Genomic DNA, 15,838 nt, shown 5'->3' with positions numbered 1-15,838 from the left:
ATTTCGGGTCCGCCTCACAATCATGCCGCGTACGCTCTGGAAAGGCGCCATCTCCTTCGGTCTCGTCACGATTCCGGTTTCGCTCTATCCGGCTTCGCGCAGCGAGCGGCTGTCGTTCGACATGATCGACAAGCGCGACTTCTCCCCGGTCGGCTACAAGCGCTACAACAAGCGCACCGGCGAGGAGATCACGATGGAGAACATCGTCAAGGGCTACGAGTACGAGAAGGGCGAGTACGTCGTCGTCACCGACGAGGACTTCAAGCAGGCGAACGTCGAGGCGACCCAGACGGTGGACATCGTCGGATTCGTCGACGCCGCCTCGGTCGCGCCGTACTACTACGACACGCCGTACTACCTCGAGCCCGGCAAGCGCGGCGAGAAGGGCTACAAGCTCCTGCGCGAAGTGCTGAGGAAGACCGGGCGCATCGGCATCGCCAACGTCGTCATCCGCTCCAAGCAGCACCTCGCGGCGCTCATTCCGCTCGAGAACATGCTGCTCATGAACACGCTGCGCTTCGCCAACGAGATCCGTCCCGCGTCCGAGCTCGACCTGCCGGAAGAAGGCTCGTCCGGCGTCTCCGACAAGGAGATCGCGATGGCCGAGCGGCTGGTCGACGACATGACCGAGAAGTGGAAGCCCGAGCAGTACAAGGACACCTACACCGCCGACCTCATGAAGCAGATCGAGAAGAAGATCTCTTCCGGCGAGACTCACACGCTCACGCCGCCGTCGGGCGAGACCGCCGAGCCGCGCCGCGGCGCCGAAGTCATCGACCTCGTATCGCTGCTCCGCAAGAGCCTCGACAAGAAAGGCAAGGGCGCCTCCGCGGAAGACGAAGCCGCGAACGACGAAGCCAAGCAACCCGCCAAGCGCGCAGCCGCGCGCAAATCCGCCTCCCGCCTGGCCAAGAAAACGGCCACCAAAAAGCGCGCCTGAACTGGCGCGGTAATTGCGTTAACAAGCCCGCAACGCGTTGGGAGGCTTTAAAACGGCCCAAAGCAGGTAAGATTTACCCAACGCGAGTAACAATTTCGGCTCCTGCGGTCGCCCTTTTTCACATCGCAAAAAATGGGGGCGCTGCACACACGTCCTTAAGGAGGTTCGATGCCACACGTCCTGCTCGTAGACGACGATCCCGAACAGCTTGAATGGCTATCCGAGTTCGTCAAGGGCGAGGGTTTCACGGTCGCCAAGGCGACTTCGCTGCGCACTGCCCGCATCCAGCTCACGCAGATGCGGCCCGATGTTCTTCTCACCGATCTGCAGCTGCCCGACGGTAACGGCGTCGAGCTCGTCGACGACCTCGAGCAGCGCGAGGCGACCGAGGTCGTCATGATCACCGGCCACGCCACCGTGGAGAGCGCCGTCGGCGCCCTGCGCTCCGGCGCGACCGATTACCTCGTGAAGCCGGTCGACATCGACCGGCTGAAATCGATCCTGCAACGCGTCCCGGGCACCCACGAGCTGCGGGCCGAGATCGGCGACCTGCGTCAGGAGCTGCGCGGCCTGGGCCGTTTCGGCCACATGATCGGCAGCGCACCGGTGATGCAGAAGCTCTACGACCAGTTGAACCGCGTGGCGCCGACGTCGGCAACCGTGCTGCTGGTGGGCGAGAGCGGCACCGGCAAGGAGCTCGCGGCGCAGACCGTTCATGATCTTTCGCGGCGCAAGAAGCGGCCTTTCCTGCCGCTGAACTGCGGCGCGGTGTCGCCGAACCTGATCGAGAGCGAGCTCTTCGGTCACGAAAAAGGCTCGTTCACCGGCGCCGATCGCCAGCACAAAGGCTTCTTCGAGCGCGCGCACGGCGGCACGCTGTTCCTCGACGAGATCACCGAGATGCCCATGGAGCTGCAGGTCAAGCTGCTGCGCGTGCTCGAGACCGGCACGTTCATGCGCGTGGGCACCAACACGCCGATCGCGACCGACGTGCGCGTCATCGCGGCGACCAACCGCAGTCCCGCGAAAGCGGTCGCCGACGGGAAGCTGCGCGAGGACCTGTATCACCGGCTGAACGTGTTCCCGATCGAGCTCCCGCCGCTGCGCGACCGCGGCACCGACATCGAGATCCTCGCGCGCCACTTCCTCGAGAAGTTCAACACCGAAGAGAACACCAAGAAGACGTTCTCGCCGGCGGCGATCGCCGCGCTGTACTCGCACTCGTGGCCGGGCAACGTCCGCGAGCTCAAGAACTACGTGCAGCGCGTCTACATCCTGGCCGACGGTGTGGTCGACGTCGACCTCGCGCCGCGCATGTTCTCGGAGCCCGCGCACACCCCGCTCATCACGGTACGTGTCGGCAGCACGCTCGAAGAGGTGAACCGCCGCCTCATCGAAGCCACGCTCGCCGAGTGCGGCAACGTCCGCCGCAAGGCCGCCGAGATGCTCGGCATCTCTCTCAAGACCCTCTACAACCGCCTCGCGCAGTACAAGGCGGAGAAGGACGGCACGCCGCTGCCTCCGGAGAGAGACGACGAGGAGTTCGAGGCGGAAAAACTCTGACTGCGTGAACGGGTGAACGGGTGAACGCGTGAACGGGTGAACGGGAAACCGCTCACCCGTTGTCTTGTACGCGTGACGTCGGGTCAGAAGGATGGGGGCATACGGGGGAAACCTTTGGTTTCCCCCGTTCGTTTATCGCACGTGAGCCGCACACGACTAATGCCGTGTGCGGCTCACATCCACCTGCTCCTGCGCATCCTCGATGTCTTCTTCCTCCGACTCGAACGAGTCTTCGTCGAGCTCGGCGGTTTCACCTTCGTCGAGCTCGCCTTCGTCCGCTTCCATCTCGGCGAAGAGCTCTTCGCGCCTCGTGCGCATGTCCTCGCCGAGCTGCGCCAGATCGAGATCGAGGCCTTTGACGAAGGGAAAGAGCTCGGTCTCTTCGTCCTTGACGTGGTGCTTCACGTATTCGCTGAGCACCCGGAAGTACGCGGCGTACATCGCGTCGTCGGGCTCGAGCTCCTGCAGCTTGGCGACCATGTCGTCGACGGTCTCGTGCTCGACTTCGGCTTCGTTGAGCAGGTCGTGCCGCTCCCGATCGTCGTCCGCGAGCTGCGAGCGCACGGCGGGATAGAAGATCTCTTCCTCCAGGATGGAATGGATCTGCAGCTCCATGCAAGCGATCTCCACGAGCTCCTGGACCGCGTCCGCGTCGTCGCGGTCGACGTCGTCGAAGTCGGCGAAGAGCTTTTCGACGCGCCGGTGGTCGTCGAGCAGGAAAGCGATAGCGTCGCGGGTCTCGCCCGTCTGTCCTTTGGCCATGATCGTCCTCTTTTGCGTGCATGCCGCGGGTGCAATGCCTGTACCCCGCATTGCGCGCGCCGCGTGCAGATATACACCGAAAAGCTTACGCTCCTGCTACGGCGTTCTCCAAGCGCCGCGCAAAGCGCCCTCCACGCGGCACGTTGCGTGCTTACTAACGGTCGGAGCACAGCCATGTCAACTCGCGAGAAAGATTCTGCCAAACATCCGGCGGCCGGCCGCAGCGACACGCGCAGCTTCGAGCAGCTTCAGGGGCAACCGGATCCGAAGGTGGCGCCGCAGCGCCGAAACGAGAAAATGCCGCACGAGCGCGACGAGTCCGCGCGCTCGACGGGAAACCGGCTCGACGAGAAACTGCCGCCTTCGGAGCGGCAGATCTCGCAGGCGGGTGAGGACATCGAAAGCGGCCGGGTCGACACCGAACGCCGCGGCATCCCCAACGACGTACCGACGCGCAAGCGTTAGCCGCGAAGACCCCGCCACCACTCAAGGAGAACGCAATGCAGAACACCGGAATGCAAGGCTCGTCCCCCGGCGCGAGCACGGCCGAGAAGCTCGCCGAACAGGCGAGCGCGGGGCTCGCACGGCTGTCCGAGACCGCCCACGAGACGATGGGGCGCGTCAGCGGCTACGCCCAGCAGGCCGCCTCGCGCCTGTCCGAGCGCGGTGAGGACCTCATGCAGAGCCGCGCGTTCGAGTCCGCGCGCGGATACGTGCGCCAACATCCCATCGCGGCGATCGGCATCGCGATCGCGGTCGGGCTGCTCCTGTCGAAGCTCACGTCCCGGCGCTGATGGACTCTACGGCCTATCGGGACCCGGCCCTGCGCGGCTCGCCGCCGCCCGAGACGCAGGAGACTTCGTTCCTCGAGCCGATCGAGCGCACGTTCGCGTCGCTGAAAAAGCTCGCGACCAACTACGCGCTGCTCGGCGTGCTCGACGCGCGCCGCGCCGCAATGCAGTTCGCATGGCTGATCGGAGCGGGCATACTGATCACCGTGCTCGTCGTCACCGCGTGGCTCGCCGGCGTGGTCGCGCTCGCCGTGTGGCTGTTCGGCCAGGGACTGTCGTGGCCGGCGGTGCTGCTCATCGCCGCCGGGCTCAATCTCGTCGGCGCGGGTATCGTCGGGCTGAAAGTGAAGAACGTGTTCGACCAGAAGCCGTTCTCGGCGCTGCTTCGGCAGATCAAGGCCGAGCCGCCGGGCAACCAGGTCGAGCCTTAGGGGAGAAACGATGAAGATGTCGCTGCACGAGCTCGACGCCGAGATCGGCCAGATCGAGGCCCGCATCGCCGCCGAGCGCATCGCGCTCGACGAAGCGATCAACGGCTGCACCAACAGTCTGAAGAACACCGTCGCATCGCCGAAGACTTTGCTCGCGCTGACCGGAATCGGCTACGCCATGGGCAAGCTCATGTTCGGCCGGGGGCAGGCCAGGCCCGAGCCGGAAACGGCGAAGAAGGTCGGCGTGCTGGGCATGCTCACCGGCGTCGCCGGCACCGCCATCGGCCTCATGCAGCCGAAGTTCGGCGTCGGCACCATCGCGAAGTGGGCCGCGTCGCGGTATTTCGGCTCGAAGAAGGATTCGCCGAAGCCGGCCGCGCCGGTCCGTGCCGCGCCGGCAAGGCCTGCAACGATGCGGTAGCGTGTTGAGTTAAACCCACCCCCACCCTGTCCCTCCCCCTGACGGGGAGGGAACCCTTCGGTCAGCACCGGCGATTCATCCACCACCGGTTTTCCTCGCCGCTACACGTCCCCGTTCTTCGTCACCGCTTCACCCGTCATCGCCCCACCCGTCACCGCTTCACCCGTCACCGCCCCACCCGTCACCGCATCATCGGTCACCGCCTCACCCGTCACTTCTTCACCTCCTTAACCCCCGCGCGCTTCACCTCCGCCATGAGCTTCCCGCAATCGGTGTCCTTGCCGGGGCCGGTCTCGATGAAGGGGAGGAACGAGAGCAGCGGGTTGAGCGCACCCAGCGCGATCGCGGCGCCGGCGCGCAGGGCGATGGGTCCGATCTCGGGCCGGACCTTCGGCTTCTTGAACGGACCGACGATGTTCACCGGGGTGCGCAGCACGAAGATGCTCGGATCCTTCGGCACCGGCTTGGTCTTGAGGTCGACGAGCTCGTTCTTGAAATCGACGGTGCCGTCGGCAGTGATGACGGTGTCGGTCGTGTCGATGACGAACGCCTGCGGCTTCGCGTTGCCCTGTTTGAGATCGAGGTCGACGACGGCGCAGCGCAGCTTCACGTCGACGTCCTTGGTCGCGAGGATGCGCAGCGCCTCGGCGACGTCGAGCCCCGCCGCTTCCATGAGCAGGTTGCTGATGTAGCCGCCGTTGATGAGCATCGCGAGGCGCCCGTCGGCGCTGCCCATCAGCTCCGCCGCCGAGGTGCCGCGGCCGGCGATGTCGACGCGCGCGAAGATGTCCCCGAGCGGCTGCTTCATCTTCTCGGTGGGCGGAAAGAGCTCGCGCAGCCGCAAGCCCGCGAGCTCGATGTTCGCTTTGCCCGCCACCGGCTTCTTGTTCGAATCGAGCGAGAGATTGGCGGTGACGAGCCCGTGCGCGAGCCTGAACTTCATCGGCTCGAAGCGCAGCACGCCGTCCTTCATGGTCCAGTGCACCGACAGGTCTTCGATCGGCACGTGCGCGGCGTCGACGATCTTCTTGCCTTCGAAGTTGACGTCGGCATCCATCAGCGGAAAGTCTTCGACTTCGTAGCGCTTCTGCGGCAGCACCTTGCCGGTGGTGTCGATCGAGGCCGCCTGCGCTTTCTGTTTCGGCGCAGCCGTTTCGCCCGCGCCGGTCTTCGGGGGCGCGCCGGCCACGGGGCCGAGGTCGTCGAAGTCGAGCAGCGTCGAGACGAGCTTCGCGCGCAGCAGCGGCACCTTGCGCGTCGCGTCGGCTTTCTCGTAGCGCGCGGCTCCGGAAAGATCGCTGTCGCCGACGCGGCCTTCGAACGGATCGAAGATGAACGCGCCCGCGGGATTGCGGAAGCGGCCCTGCAGGCGGTACGGCGGCGTATCCGGCAGGTTCACCGGCACGAGCTTCTTGATGTCGCCTAGGCTCGCGCCCGAGACGTCGAGATCGAGGTCGATGCCGTCGACGTCCGCCGCGCGCACCGTCCCCGCGGCCGCGGCGGTGACCGAGCCGATCGCGATCGCCATCGACATGTCGACCGCGGTGTCGGGAGTCGGCAAAAGGCCCGGGAAGTTGGCCACCGCGTGCAGCTTGTTGCCGCGATACGTGCCGCGCGCGACGACGTCGATCGTACCGCCCCCTTGCGCGACGTTGCCCGCGACGTCCATCTCGACGCTGGTGTCGATCGTGGTGTCGCGGTAGACGACGAAGCCGCGGTCGATATTCACGCGCTGCACGAACAGCCGCTGCGGTCCTTCGTCTTGCTTCTTCTCGCGCTGCTTGAACGTCCAGGTATTGCGGTCCTTCTCGCGCTCGAGACCCACTTTCGCCTGCGTGAGCGTGAGATCGTCGACGACCACCAGCCCCCTCAGCAGCGGGAGCAGGCGTACCCGCCCGTCGATGAGCTGCGTGTCGACGAGGTGCGAGGTCTTCGCCCAGTCCGGATTGGTGATCTGCAGGCCGGTGACGCGCGCGCCGGGATGCCAGCCGATCCTGATGTCGATATCGCCGATCTTCACCACGCGCCCGGTCGAATCGTAGGCCTTGCGCTCGATCCAGCGCTGACCGGCTTCGGATTCGATCCACAGGATGATGCCGAACGGGATCGCCAGCAGCACCGCGGCGACGGCGAGCGCGGTCGCGAGCGGCTTGGATATCGTCAATCGATTCATCGGCATGAAAGCGCGGAAGGCGCAGGATAGGCGGACCCCGAGGCGGTGCAACCGGCGTGCCCCGCGGCTGGCTGGTGTCTTTTGCGCGTGCTACAGTTTTGACGCCGGGACACCCCCGCGCCGCCGATCAGAATTCCTTGAGCACCGATCCCGCCTCCGAGTCCATCGTCCGCCATCGCAAGCTTGCCGTCGCGCTCTCGCGCTCCGGACGGCTGTCGATCGCCGCCGCGGGCATCGTCGCAGCGCTCGCGCTGTTCGGACGCGCGTTCGGTTACGAAGCGCTCGCGACGTTCGTCCCGGGCTGGCCGGTGGTGCGTCCGCTCACGGCGGTCTTCGCCATCGGCGTCGCGATCGCGTTCGGGCTCGCGCTGTCACCGCGGCGACAGGTCGGGCGCGCGCTCCTCGCGTTGCTCGCGGTCGGCGTCCTGGTGACGATGTGGCTGCCGGAGTCGGGGCTGCCCGGCGGCAACCTCGACGTGTATCCGGGCAGCGCGCTGCTGCTCATCGCCGCCGGCGCGGCGCTGCTGTCGAGCCCCGGCCAGCGGCAGCTCACCGCCGCGCGCCTGCTCGCCGCGGCCAGCGCGACGCTGCTCTTCGTCGCGCTGATCGGCATCAGCTTCAGGCTGCTGCTCGGGCTGCCGCCGCTGGTCGACGTGTCGCTGCCGTCACTGGCCGCGCTGCTGCTACTCACTTATGCGGTCGGCGTGGTGCGGCCCGACGCGTGGCTGCTCGGCATGCTGACGAGCCACCGCGCGGGCGCCGTGATGACCCGGCGCCTGCTGCCCGCGGTGCTCATGCTGACGCTCGTCATCGGCTGGCTCGAAGTCGCGGGCGAAGGCGGCGGCGTGCTCGACCCGGCTTTCGGCTCGGTGCTGCAGACCGTGCTCACGATGTTCGCCGTGGGCGGGCTCGTGCTGTGGGGCGCGCGGCTGCTCGACCGCGTGGACGCCAAGCGTTCCGAAGCCGAGCGGCAGGCGCGGGCGCAGCGCGAATGGCTGCACGTGACGATCGCGAGCTGCGGCGAGGCGTTCATCGCCACCGATCCGGTCGGGGTGGTGCGCCTGGTCAATCCCGCCGCCGAGGCGCTCGCACGCAAGCGCTCCGCGGACCTCGTCGGGCGGTCGATCGTCGAAGCGTTTCCGCTCCAGTCCGACGCAGGATCGATCGAGCACCCGCTGCTCGCGGTGCTGCGCGGCGCCGAGCCGGACACCGCGCGCGAGCTCAAGCTCGTCGGCTCGGCGCCGGAGCGCTACGTCGAAGTGAGCGTCGCACCGATCAACAGCAGCGAGCCGGCGCTGATCGGCGGCGTGATGCTGGTGCGCGACGTGAGCCTGCGCCGGCAGAACGAGCAGGCGCTGCGCCTCGCTTACACCGAGCTCGACCGCCGCGTCGCCGAGCGCACCGCCGCGCTCGAGCGCGCGAACGTGGCGCTGCAGGAAAGCCTCACGCTCCTGCGCGGCGTCACCGAGTCCACCCCCGATCTCATCATCGTCAAGGACAGCGCCGGGCGCGTCGTCATGGCGAATCCGGCGCAGGTCGAGGCGATCGGCAAGCCCGAGGACAGCATCGTCGGCCGCACCGACGCCGAGTTCATGGACGATGCCGCGCTGGCGGCGCGCACCATGGAGAACGACCGGCGCGTGATGGCGTCGGGGCGCACCGAGCGCGTCGAGGAGTCGATGCAGACGCCCGACGGCGTGCGCACCTATCTCACGACCAAGTCGCCGCTGCACGACGTGCGCGGCGGGGTCACCGGCGTCATCGGCGTGGCGACCGACATCTCGGGACGCAAGCGCATGGAGAACGAGCTGCGCGAAGCGCAGCGCTTCACGCAGGGCCTCGTCGAGACCGCGCCGATCGTGCTGTATCTCTTCGACCATCTGCAGCACCGCATCGTGTACGCGACCGGCATGGGATTGCAGGCGCTGGGCTACACCGCGGCCGACCTGATGGCGCACGACCGCGCGGGCCTCGAGCGGCTCATCCACCCCGACGATCTCGCGGCGGTGATCGACAAACTGCGGCGCGGGCAGTACGAAGACCAGGCGATGCGCGAGGTCGAATTCCGGCTGCGCGCGAGCGACGGCGAATGGCGGTGGATGCACGCGCGCGAGCGCGCGTTCGAGCCCGGCGCGGAGAACCGGCTGCGGCTCGGCGTCACCGTCGACATCACCGACCGCAAGATGGCCGAGATCCAGCGCGAAGCGCTCGTCTCGACCGAGCAGCGGCTGCGCCTCGAGGCCGAGCGCGCGAACCGCGCGAAGGACGAGTTTCTCGCGATCGTCTCGCACGAGCTGCGCTCGCCGCTCAACGCGCTGCGCGGCTGGGGTTTCCTGCTCGGCAGCGCGAAGGCGCCCGACGCCTCGCTCATCGAGCGCGCGACGCAGGCGATCAAGCGCAACGTCGACCACCAGGCGCGGCTGATCGACGATCTGCTCGATACTTCGCGCATCATGAGCGGCAAGCTCAACATCGAGCGGCGGCCGGTGAACCTGGTCGAGGTGGTTCAGGGGGCGATGGAAGTGGTGAAGCCGTCGTCGGCGGCGAAGCGCATCGACGTCACGCTCGACGCCGGGCGGCCGGCGCTCAACATCGAAGGCGACGCCGCGCGCCTGCACCAGATCGTCGTGAACCTGTTGTCGAACGCGGTGAAGTTCACGCCCGAAGGCGGGGCGGTGCGCGTCGCGCTCAAGGCGGCGGACGGCGCTTTGCTCCTGTCGGTCGCCGATACCGGGGCCGGGATCGAGGCGGAGTTCCTGCCGCGCGTCTTCGACCGCTTCTCGCAGGCGGATACGTCGACGACACGCCGCCACGGCGGCCTGGGCATAGGGCTCGCGCTGGTGCGTCACCTCACCGAGCTGCACGGCGGAAAAGTCCGCGCGGACAGCGAGGGCGCGGGCAAGGGCGCGACGTTCACGGTGGAGCTTCCGCTGCCGAAGGAAGCGGTGGCGGTGAGCGCGCCGGCAGGCGAGCGCGACGCGTCCGGCGGCGGCCTGTCGGGCCTGACGATCTTCACGCTCGACGACGACCCGGACGCGCGCGACGTCATCAGCCTGACCCTGCGCCAGGCGGGAGCCGACGTGAAGAGCGTCGCGACCGGCGGCGAGCTCATCGCGCTGCTCGACAACCACGTGCCGGACGATCCGCCCGACCTCCTGTTGCTCGACCTCGCGATGCCGGACGAGGACGGCTTCACGGTGCTCGCGCGCGTGCGGGCGCTGGAGGCACGCAAGAAGATCGCGCGCGCCGAGTCGCTGCCTGCGATCGCCGTCACCGCGTTCACCGAAGTGAGCCGCGCGCGCGTGATCGAGCAGGGCTTCAGCGACCACGTCAGCAAGCCGATCGATGCGGCGAAGCTCGTGTCGAGCATCCGCGCCGCGCTGCGCGCCGAGCGCGCGGCGATTTAGGGCACGTCGATTGCGTCAGGCCGGCGCATGCGCAGCCCCCGGAGATTGCACTTGAGAAGGATTGCCGCCGCCCTCGCTTTTGCGTTGGCGATGCCGGCGCTCGCCGCGACGGCCGAATCGGTGAAAAGCGACAGCGCCAAGTCCGCCCCGCCCACGAAGGGCGAAGTCGCCAAAGCCGACCAGAACCGCAGGAAACCCCTCCAGCGCTGCGACGAGCTCAAGGACAAGGCGCAGCTCGACTGTCTGCAGAAAGCGCGCGAGAAGATCGTGGAAGCCCGCGCGAAGCGGGAAGCGAAAGGCGACAAGAAGTGACGCGGTAACATTGCCGCGTCATCCCGGACGTGCGCGCGCAAGCGCGCATGATCCGGGATCCGTCTTGACCTTCAAATCCTACGGTCTGACCCACGCCGCCTGCGCAAGGGACTATTTACGCCGGAATGGTTGCTAGGACAAACACTTGGCGTTTATTCTTGCACCCTTTCCGCGAGTCGCCAGGACGCTGCGGCGCAGGCGGCCAATGCCTTGATCAGACATCTCGCCTCATCGCTGTTACTCGCGTGCCTCGCGGTGCCGGCGCCGGCCGAGACTCTGTCGCAGGCAGTCGCGCGGGCGGTGGAGCATTTCCCGGAGATCCGCAGCGCGCTTTCGCGTGAGGCTGCGGCCGCGGCCCAGACCGGCCAGGCGCGCGCGGAGCTCTTCCCGAACGTCAACCTCTCGCTCGGCGAAGGCCGCGAGCGGAGCCGCAACCCCGGCACGCGCTTCCTCCCCGATGACCCGACGCTCACCCGGCGCGAGTTCGACGTCAGCGGCTCGCAGCTCCTCTTCGACGGCGGCGCCGCCACCGGCCAGGTGCGCCGGTTCAACGCGCGCGAGCAGGGCGCGCGCTACTTGGTGGTCGAGAGCGCGGAAGCCGCCGCGACGCGCGCCGGACAGGTCTACGTCGACGTGCGCCGCCTGCGCGACCAGCTCGGGCTGGCCAAGCTCAACGTGCAAGTCCACGAGAAGACGCTCGGCGACGTGACCGCGCTCGCCGATGCCGGCAAAGGACGGCGCGCCGACGTGACCCAGGCCGACGCGCGGCGCGCGCTCGCGCTGTCCGCGGTCGAGCAGCTTTCGGGGCAGCTCGAGCAGACCGAGTCGCAGTACCGCTTCTTCACCGGCCGGCCGCCGGGCGAGCTCGAGACGCCGCCGCCGCTCGCTCCCAAGCTCCCGCCGACGCTCAACGACGCGGTGCGCATGGCCATCGAAACCCACCCGACCGTGCTCAGCGCGCAGAAGGAATTCGACGCCGCGCAGTTCGATTACGAGAGCACGCGTGCGCGTTACGCCATGCCGCGCGTGACGCTCGACGCCGGCGGCAGCAGCAACCGGAACCTCGACGGCCAGACCGGCATCAACGCCGATGTCTACGCGATGCTGAGACTGCGTTACAACCTCTTCCGCGGCTTCGGCGACGTCGAGCGCGTGCGCGAGTCCCAGGCGCGCATCGACGAAGCGTTCGCCAACCTGGCCCGCGCCCGCAACGAAGTCGAACGCGAAGTGCGGCAGGCGTGGAACACGCTGACAGCCGACCGCCTGAGGCTGCCGGTGCTCGAGCAGTACGCGCGCGCAAGCACCGAGGTCGCCGAGGCGTACCGGCTCCAGTTCCAGCTCGGGCAGCGCAGCCTGCTCGACGTGCTCAACGCCGAGAACGAGCGCTTCAACGCGGTCTCGGGCTACATCGCCGGCCAGGCTGCGGTCGCGCAGGGCGAGATCCGCGTGCTGGGCGGTCTCGGGCGATTCCTGGACAGCGTCGGGGTGAGCGTGCCGGGCAATCCCAGAACGGAGCGCGCGCCGTGAGCGAAGCCGCCGTCCGCGTCGATCCGCTCGCCGCCGCCCTTGCGGTGGCGGCGCGTCTCTACGGCCAGCCGGCGTCGCCCGATTCGCTGACCGCCGGCCTGCCGCTGGAGAACGGGCGTCTCACGCCCGCGCTCGTGCCGCGCGCCGCCGAGCGCGCGGGCCTGAGCGCCCGCGTGGTGAAAACGACGATCGCCGAGATCCAGCACGTCGCGCTGCCCGCGATCCTGCTCATGAGCGAGCGCGGCGCGTGCGTGCTGGTGGAGAAGGACGACAAGCAGGCGCAGATCGTCCTCCCCGAGCTCGCCGAAGCCTCGCGCGAGGCCACGCTCGCGGAGCTCGAAGCCGATTACACCGGCCACGCCATCCTCGTCGGGCGCCTCGCGCGCTTCACCGCGGGCACCGAGAGCGAGCGCATCACCGAGAAGCACCACTGGTTCTGGGGGACGCTGAAGAAAGAGATCCCGACCTACATGGAAGTCGCGGTCGCGACGGTGCTGGTCAACATCTTCGCGCTCGCCTCGCCGATGTTCTTCATGAACGTGTACGACCGCGTCGTGCCGAACAAGGCGATGGAGACGCTGTGGATCCTCGCGCTGGGCCTGACGATCGTGCTGGTGTTCGATCTATTGCTCAAGATCCTGCGCGGCTATTTCATCGACGTCGCGGGCAAGCGCGCCGACCAGGCGCTGTCCGCTGCACTGTTCGCGCGCGTGATGGATCTGAAGCTCGACCAGCCGCGCCAGCCGGTGGGCTCGCTCGCCAACAACCTGCGCGAGTTCGAATCGCTGCGCGAGTTCTTCACTTCCGCCACGCTCGCCTCGATCATCGACCTGCCGTTCGTGCTGCTCTTCCTCGGCGTGATCGTGTGGGTCGGCGGCTTCTTCATGGTGCTGCCGGTGCTGGTCGCGATACCGATCGTCGTCGGCGTCGGGCTCGCGCTCCAGCCCAAGCTGCGCGACCACATCCGCCGCAGCTTCGCCGCGACCGAGGCGAAGTACTCGACCGCGATCGAGACGCTCGCCGGCATCGAGCACGTCAAGCACCTCAACGCCGCCTCGCAGCTCCAGAGGAAGTGGGAGAGCCTGGTCGATTACGTCGCGAAGGAGAGCCTCGCCTCGCGCATGATCTCGGCGTTCGCGATCAACTTCACCGGCTGGGTGCAGGGTGTCGTATCGATCGCGACGCTCATCACCGGCGCGTACCTCGCGGCCGAAGGGCATCTCTCCCTCGGCGGCATCATCGCGTGCTCGATCATCGTCGGGCGCGCGACCGCGCCGCTGTCGCAGCTCGCCGGGCTTCTGACCCGCTACCACACCGCGATGAGCGCGCTCAACGCGCTCAACAAGATCATGGAAGCGCCGGTCGAGCGCGAGCCCGGCAAGACCTTCGTCAGCCGCCCGCGGCTGGGCGGCCGCATCGATTTCCGCGGCGTCACCTTCAGATATCCGGGGCAGCCGATCGACGCGCTGCGCGACCTCACCTTCACGATCATGCCGGGCGACCGCGTCGGCATCGTCGGGCGCATGGGCTCGGGCAAGAGCACGCTTGCCAAGCTCCTGATCGGCCTGTACCAGCCGCAGGCGGGCAACGTGCTCGTCGACTCGATCGACACGCGCCAGATCGATCCCGCGGATCTGCGCCGCAACGTGGGCTACATGCCGCAGAACGTCGTGCTCTTCTCGGGCACCGTGCGCCAGAACGTCACGATGGGCGCGGTGCACATCGACGACGCCGCGATGCTGCGCGCGGTGCAGCTCGTCGGGCTCGACGAGCACATCCAGCGCCATCCGCAAGGCTTCGACCTGCCGGTGGGCGAGCGCGGTGAAGGGCTCTCGGGCGGCCAGCGGCAGGCGGTCGCGCTCGCGCGCGCCCTGCTCGACGATCCGCCGATCCTGCTGCTCGACGAGCCGACCGCGTCGATGGACGTGGGCAGCGAGGAGCAGTTCAAGGCGCGTCTCGCGCAGGTGCTGCCGGGACGCACGCTCATCGTGGTCACGCACCGCGAATCGATGCTGACGATCGTCGACAAGCTCATCGTGATGGACAACGGCCGCGCGGTCGCCGCGGGCCCGAAGGCCGAGGTGCTGCAGGCGCTGTCGCAGGGGCGCGTGAGGAAAGCGGTATGAACGACGCACTGCAGGCCCCGCCCCGGCCGCAAGCGCCGCAGCCGGCGTCGCCCGCGCCGGCGCCCGCCGCGAAAGGCTGGACGCTCGATCAGCTCGACGCCGAGCGCATCGGCGAGCGCCGCTTCCCGCACGTGGTGCTCGCCAGCGTCACGCTCTTTTTCATCCTCGCCTTCGCGTGGGCCGCGTTCTTCCAGATCGAGGAAGTGGCGCGCGGCGAGGGCCGGGTCGTGACGAAGAGCCAGGTGCAGGTCGTGTCGAACCTCGAAGGCGGCGTCATCGCCGAGATCATGGTGCGCGAAGGCGACGTGGTGAAGAAGGACGAGCCGCTGATCCGCATCGATCCCACGCGCTTCGTCGCGGCGTTCCGCGAAGGCGAGCAGGGCGCGCTCGCGCTCAAGGCGAGGATCGCGCGGCTGTCCGCCGAAGTGCGCGGCACGGCCCTGGCGATGCCTGCCGACGTGCAGAAAGGCTCGCCGGTCATCGCGCAGCAGGAGACCGCGCTGTACAAGGCGCGGCAGGTCGAGCTCGGCACCAAGGTGCAGGTGCTCAGGCAGCAGCTCGCGCAGCGCGAGAGCGAGCTCAAGGAGCTCCAGTCGCGGGCCGAGCGGCTCGCCGAGCAGCTCGTGCTCGCGGACCGCGAGATCGCGATCACCGCGCCGCTCGTGAAGAGAGGCATCGTGTCCGAGGTCGAGCTCCTGCGCCTCGAGCGCGACCAGAACCGCATCCGCACCGACCTCGAGCAGGCGCGCCTCTCGGTCCCGCGTGCCCGGGCCGCGATCGACGAAGCGAAAGGCAAGCTCGCCGACGCCGACGCGAGCTTCCGCTCGCAGGCGGGCAACGAGCTCGCGCAGGCGCAGGGCGAGCTCGCCAAGGTGGCGCAGCAGATACCGGCGCTCGAAGACCGCGCGAGCCGCACCATCGTGCGCGCGCCGATGGACGGCATCGTCAAGACGATCCCCAACAAGACCGTCGGCGGCGTGGTGCAGCCCGGCAGCCCGATGGTCGAGATGGTGCCGGTCGAGGACACGCTGCTCATCGAGACGCGCCTCAAACCTTCCGACATCGCTTTCGTGCACGTGGGCCAGCGCGCCATCGTGAAGGTGACCGCGTACGACTACAGCATCTTCGGCGGGCTCGAAGGCAAGATCGAGTACGTCTCCGCGGATTCGATCGTGCCGCAGCAGGGCGAGCCGTATTACATCGCGCACGTGCGCACCAACCGGAACGCGATCGACTACTACGGCAAGAAGCTCTCGATCAGCCCGGGCATGCTCGCGAGCGTCGACGTGATCACCGGCAAGCGCTCGATCCTGTATTACCTCACCAAGCCGATCAATCGGGCGCGCGAGCGGGCGCTGACGGAGCGGTAGGGCTGGACAGAGGGC

At 68.1% G+C, this 15,838-nt stretch carries 13 protein-coding genes; 11 read left to right on the top strand and 2 right to left on the bottom strand.

The window, feature by feature from the left end:
- Positions 1-22: 22 nt before the first annotated feature.
- Positions 23-940, top strand: a complete 918-nt coding sequence (locus VHP37_03230; protein ID HEX2825333.1) for a Ku protein — start codon at positions 23-25, stop codon at positions 938-940.
- Between the two features lie 168 nt (positions 941-1,108).
- Complete coding sequence (locus VHP37_03225) at positions 1,109-2,503, top strand: sigma-54 dependent transcriptional regulator (protein HEX2825332.1); 1,395 nt, start codon at positions 1,109-1,111, stop codon at positions 2,501-2,503.
- Between the two features lie 156 nt (positions 2,504-2,659).
- Here the strand turns inward: VHP37_03225 and VHP37_03220 are convergent, their stop codons facing one another.
- Positions 2,660-3,265 carry a hemerythrin domain-containing protein gene (locus VHP37_03220; protein ID HEX2825331.1) on the bottom strand — a complete coding sequence of 202 codons (606 nt, stop codon included), beginning with the start codon at positions 3,263-3,265 and terminating at the stop codon, positions 2,660-2,662.
- Between the two features lie 174 nt (positions 3,266-3,439).
- Here VHP37_03220 and VHP37_03215 point away from each other — a divergent pair, with 174 nt between their 5' ends.
- Genes VHP37_03215 through VHP37_03200 form a run of 4 tightly spaced genes read left to right on the top strand, consistent with a single transcriptional unit; the run spans position 3,440 to position 4,908 of the window.
- The gene (locus tag VHP37_03215) at positions 3,440-3,730 is read left to right on the top strand and encodes a hypothetical protein (GenBank protein ID HEX2825330.1); all 291 of its coding nucleotides are present in this window, start codon (positions 3,440-3,442) and stop codon (positions 3,728-3,730) included.
- Between the two features lie 35 nt (positions 3,731-3,765).
- On the top strand, positions 3,766-4,059 hold the full coding sequence (locus VHP37_03210; GenBank protein ID HEX2825329.1) for a hypothetical protein: 294 nt from the start codon (positions 3,766-3,768) through the stop codon (positions 4,057-4,059).
- Positions 4,059-4,487 carry a hypothetical protein gene (locus VHP37_03205; GenBank protein ID HEX2825328.1) on the top strand — a complete coding sequence of 143 codons (429 nt, stop codon included), beginning with the start codon at positions 4,059-4,061 and terminating at the stop codon, positions 4,485-4,487. Before VHP37_03210 ends, VHP37_03205 begins: the two co-directional genes overlap by 1 nt.
- A gap of 10 nt (positions 4,488-4,497) precedes the next feature.
- The gene (locus VHP37_03200; GenBank protein HEX2825327.1) at positions 4,498-4,908 is read left to right on the top strand and encodes a hypothetical protein; all 411 of its coding nucleotides are present in this window, start codon (positions 4,498-4,500) and stop codon (positions 4,906-4,908) included.
- A 211-nt stretch (positions 4,909-5,119) separates the two neighbouring features.
- Here VHP37_03200 and VHP37_03195 read toward each other — a convergent pair whose 3' ends face one another.
- Positions 5,120-7,072 carry an AsmA family protein gene (locus tag VHP37_03195; protein HEX2825326.1) on the bottom strand — a complete coding sequence of 651 codons (1,953 nt, stop codon included), beginning with the start codon at positions 7,070-7,072 and terminating at the stop codon, positions 5,120-5,122.
- A 146-nt stretch (positions 7,073-7,218) separates the two neighbouring features.
- On the opposite strand from VHP37_03195, the gene VHP37_03190 reads away from it, so the two are divergent.
- The 5 genes from VHP37_03190 (at position 7,219) to VHP37_03170 (ending at position 15,823) form a co-directional block, all read left to right on the top strand.
- Entirely contained in the window at positions 7,219-10,488 is a 3,270-nt protein-coding gene (locus tag VHP37_03190) for a PAS domain-containing protein (protein HEX2825325.1), read from the top strand.
- Positions 10,489-10,539: 51 nt separating this feature from the next.
- Entirely contained in the window at positions 10,540-10,800 is a 261-nt protein-coding gene (locus VHP37_03185; protein HEX2825324.1) for a hypothetical protein, read from the top strand.
- 210 nt (positions 10,801-11,010) lie between these two features.
- The gene (locus tag VHP37_03180; protein HEX2825323.1) at positions 11,011-12,327 is read left to right on the top strand and encodes a TolC family outer membrane protein; all 1,317 of its coding nucleotides are present in this window, start codon (positions 11,011-11,013) and stop codon (positions 12,325-12,327) included.
- Positions 12,324-14,453 carry a type I secretion system permease/ATPase gene (locus VHP37_03175; protein HEX2825322.1) on the top strand — a complete coding sequence of 710 codons (2,130 nt, stop codon included), beginning with the start codon at positions 12,324-12,326 and terminating at the stop codon, positions 14,451-14,453. Before VHP37_03180 ends, VHP37_03175 begins: the two co-directional genes overlap by 4 nt.
- Positions 14,450-15,823, top strand: a complete 1,374-nt coding sequence (locus tag VHP37_03170; GenBank protein HEX2825321.1) for an HlyD family type I secretion periplasmic adaptor subunit — start codon at positions 14,450-14,452, stop codon at positions 15,821-15,823. Before VHP37_03175 ends, VHP37_03170 begins: the two co-directional genes overlap by 4 nt.
- Positions 15,824-15,838: the final 15 nt, after the last annotated feature.

It is taken from the genome of Burkholderiales bacterium (genome assembly GCA_036262035.1).
Taxonomy (GTDB): Bacteria; Pseudomonadota; Gammaproteobacteria; order Burkholderiales; family SG8-41; genus JAQGMV01.
The sequence above is the reverse complement of the archived record's forward strand: the minus strand, read 5'-3'. Positions and strand labels throughout refer to the sequence as shown.

Bases quoted from the DNA above. Each gene is read 5' to 3' on its own strand.
- VHP37_03215 (HEX2825330.1), top strand. From the start codon at position 3,440: ATGTCAACTCGCGAGAAAGATTCTGCCAAACATCCGGCGGCCGGCCGC.
- VHP37_03205 (HEX2825328.1), top strand. From the start codon at position 4,059: ATGGACTCTACGGCCTATCGGGACCCGGCCCTGCGCGGCTCGCCGCCG.
- VHP37_03220 (HEX2825331.1), bottom strand. From the start codon at position 3,265: ATGGCCAAAGGACAGACGGGCGAGACCCGCGACGCTATCGCTTTCCTG.
- VHP37_03230 (HEX2825333.1), top strand. From the start codon at position 23: ATGCCGCGTACGCTCTGGAAAGGCGCCATCTCCTTCGGTCTCGTCACG.
- VHP37_03200 (HEX2825327.1), top strand. From the start codon at position 4,498: ATGAAGATGTCGCTGCACGAGCTCGACGCCGAGATCGGCCAGATCGAG.
- VHP37_03225 (HEX2825332.1), top strand. From the start codon at position 1,109: ATGCCACACGTCCTGCTCGTAGACGACGATCCCGAACAGCTTGAATGG.
- VHP37_03210 (HEX2825329.1), top strand. From the start codon at position 3,766: ATGCAGAACACCGGAATGCAAGGCTCGTCCCCCGGCGCGAGCACGGCC.
- VHP37_03170 (HEX2825321.1), top strand. From the start codon at position 14,450: ATGAACGACGCACTGCAGGCCCCGCCCCGGCCGCAAGCGCCGCAGCCG.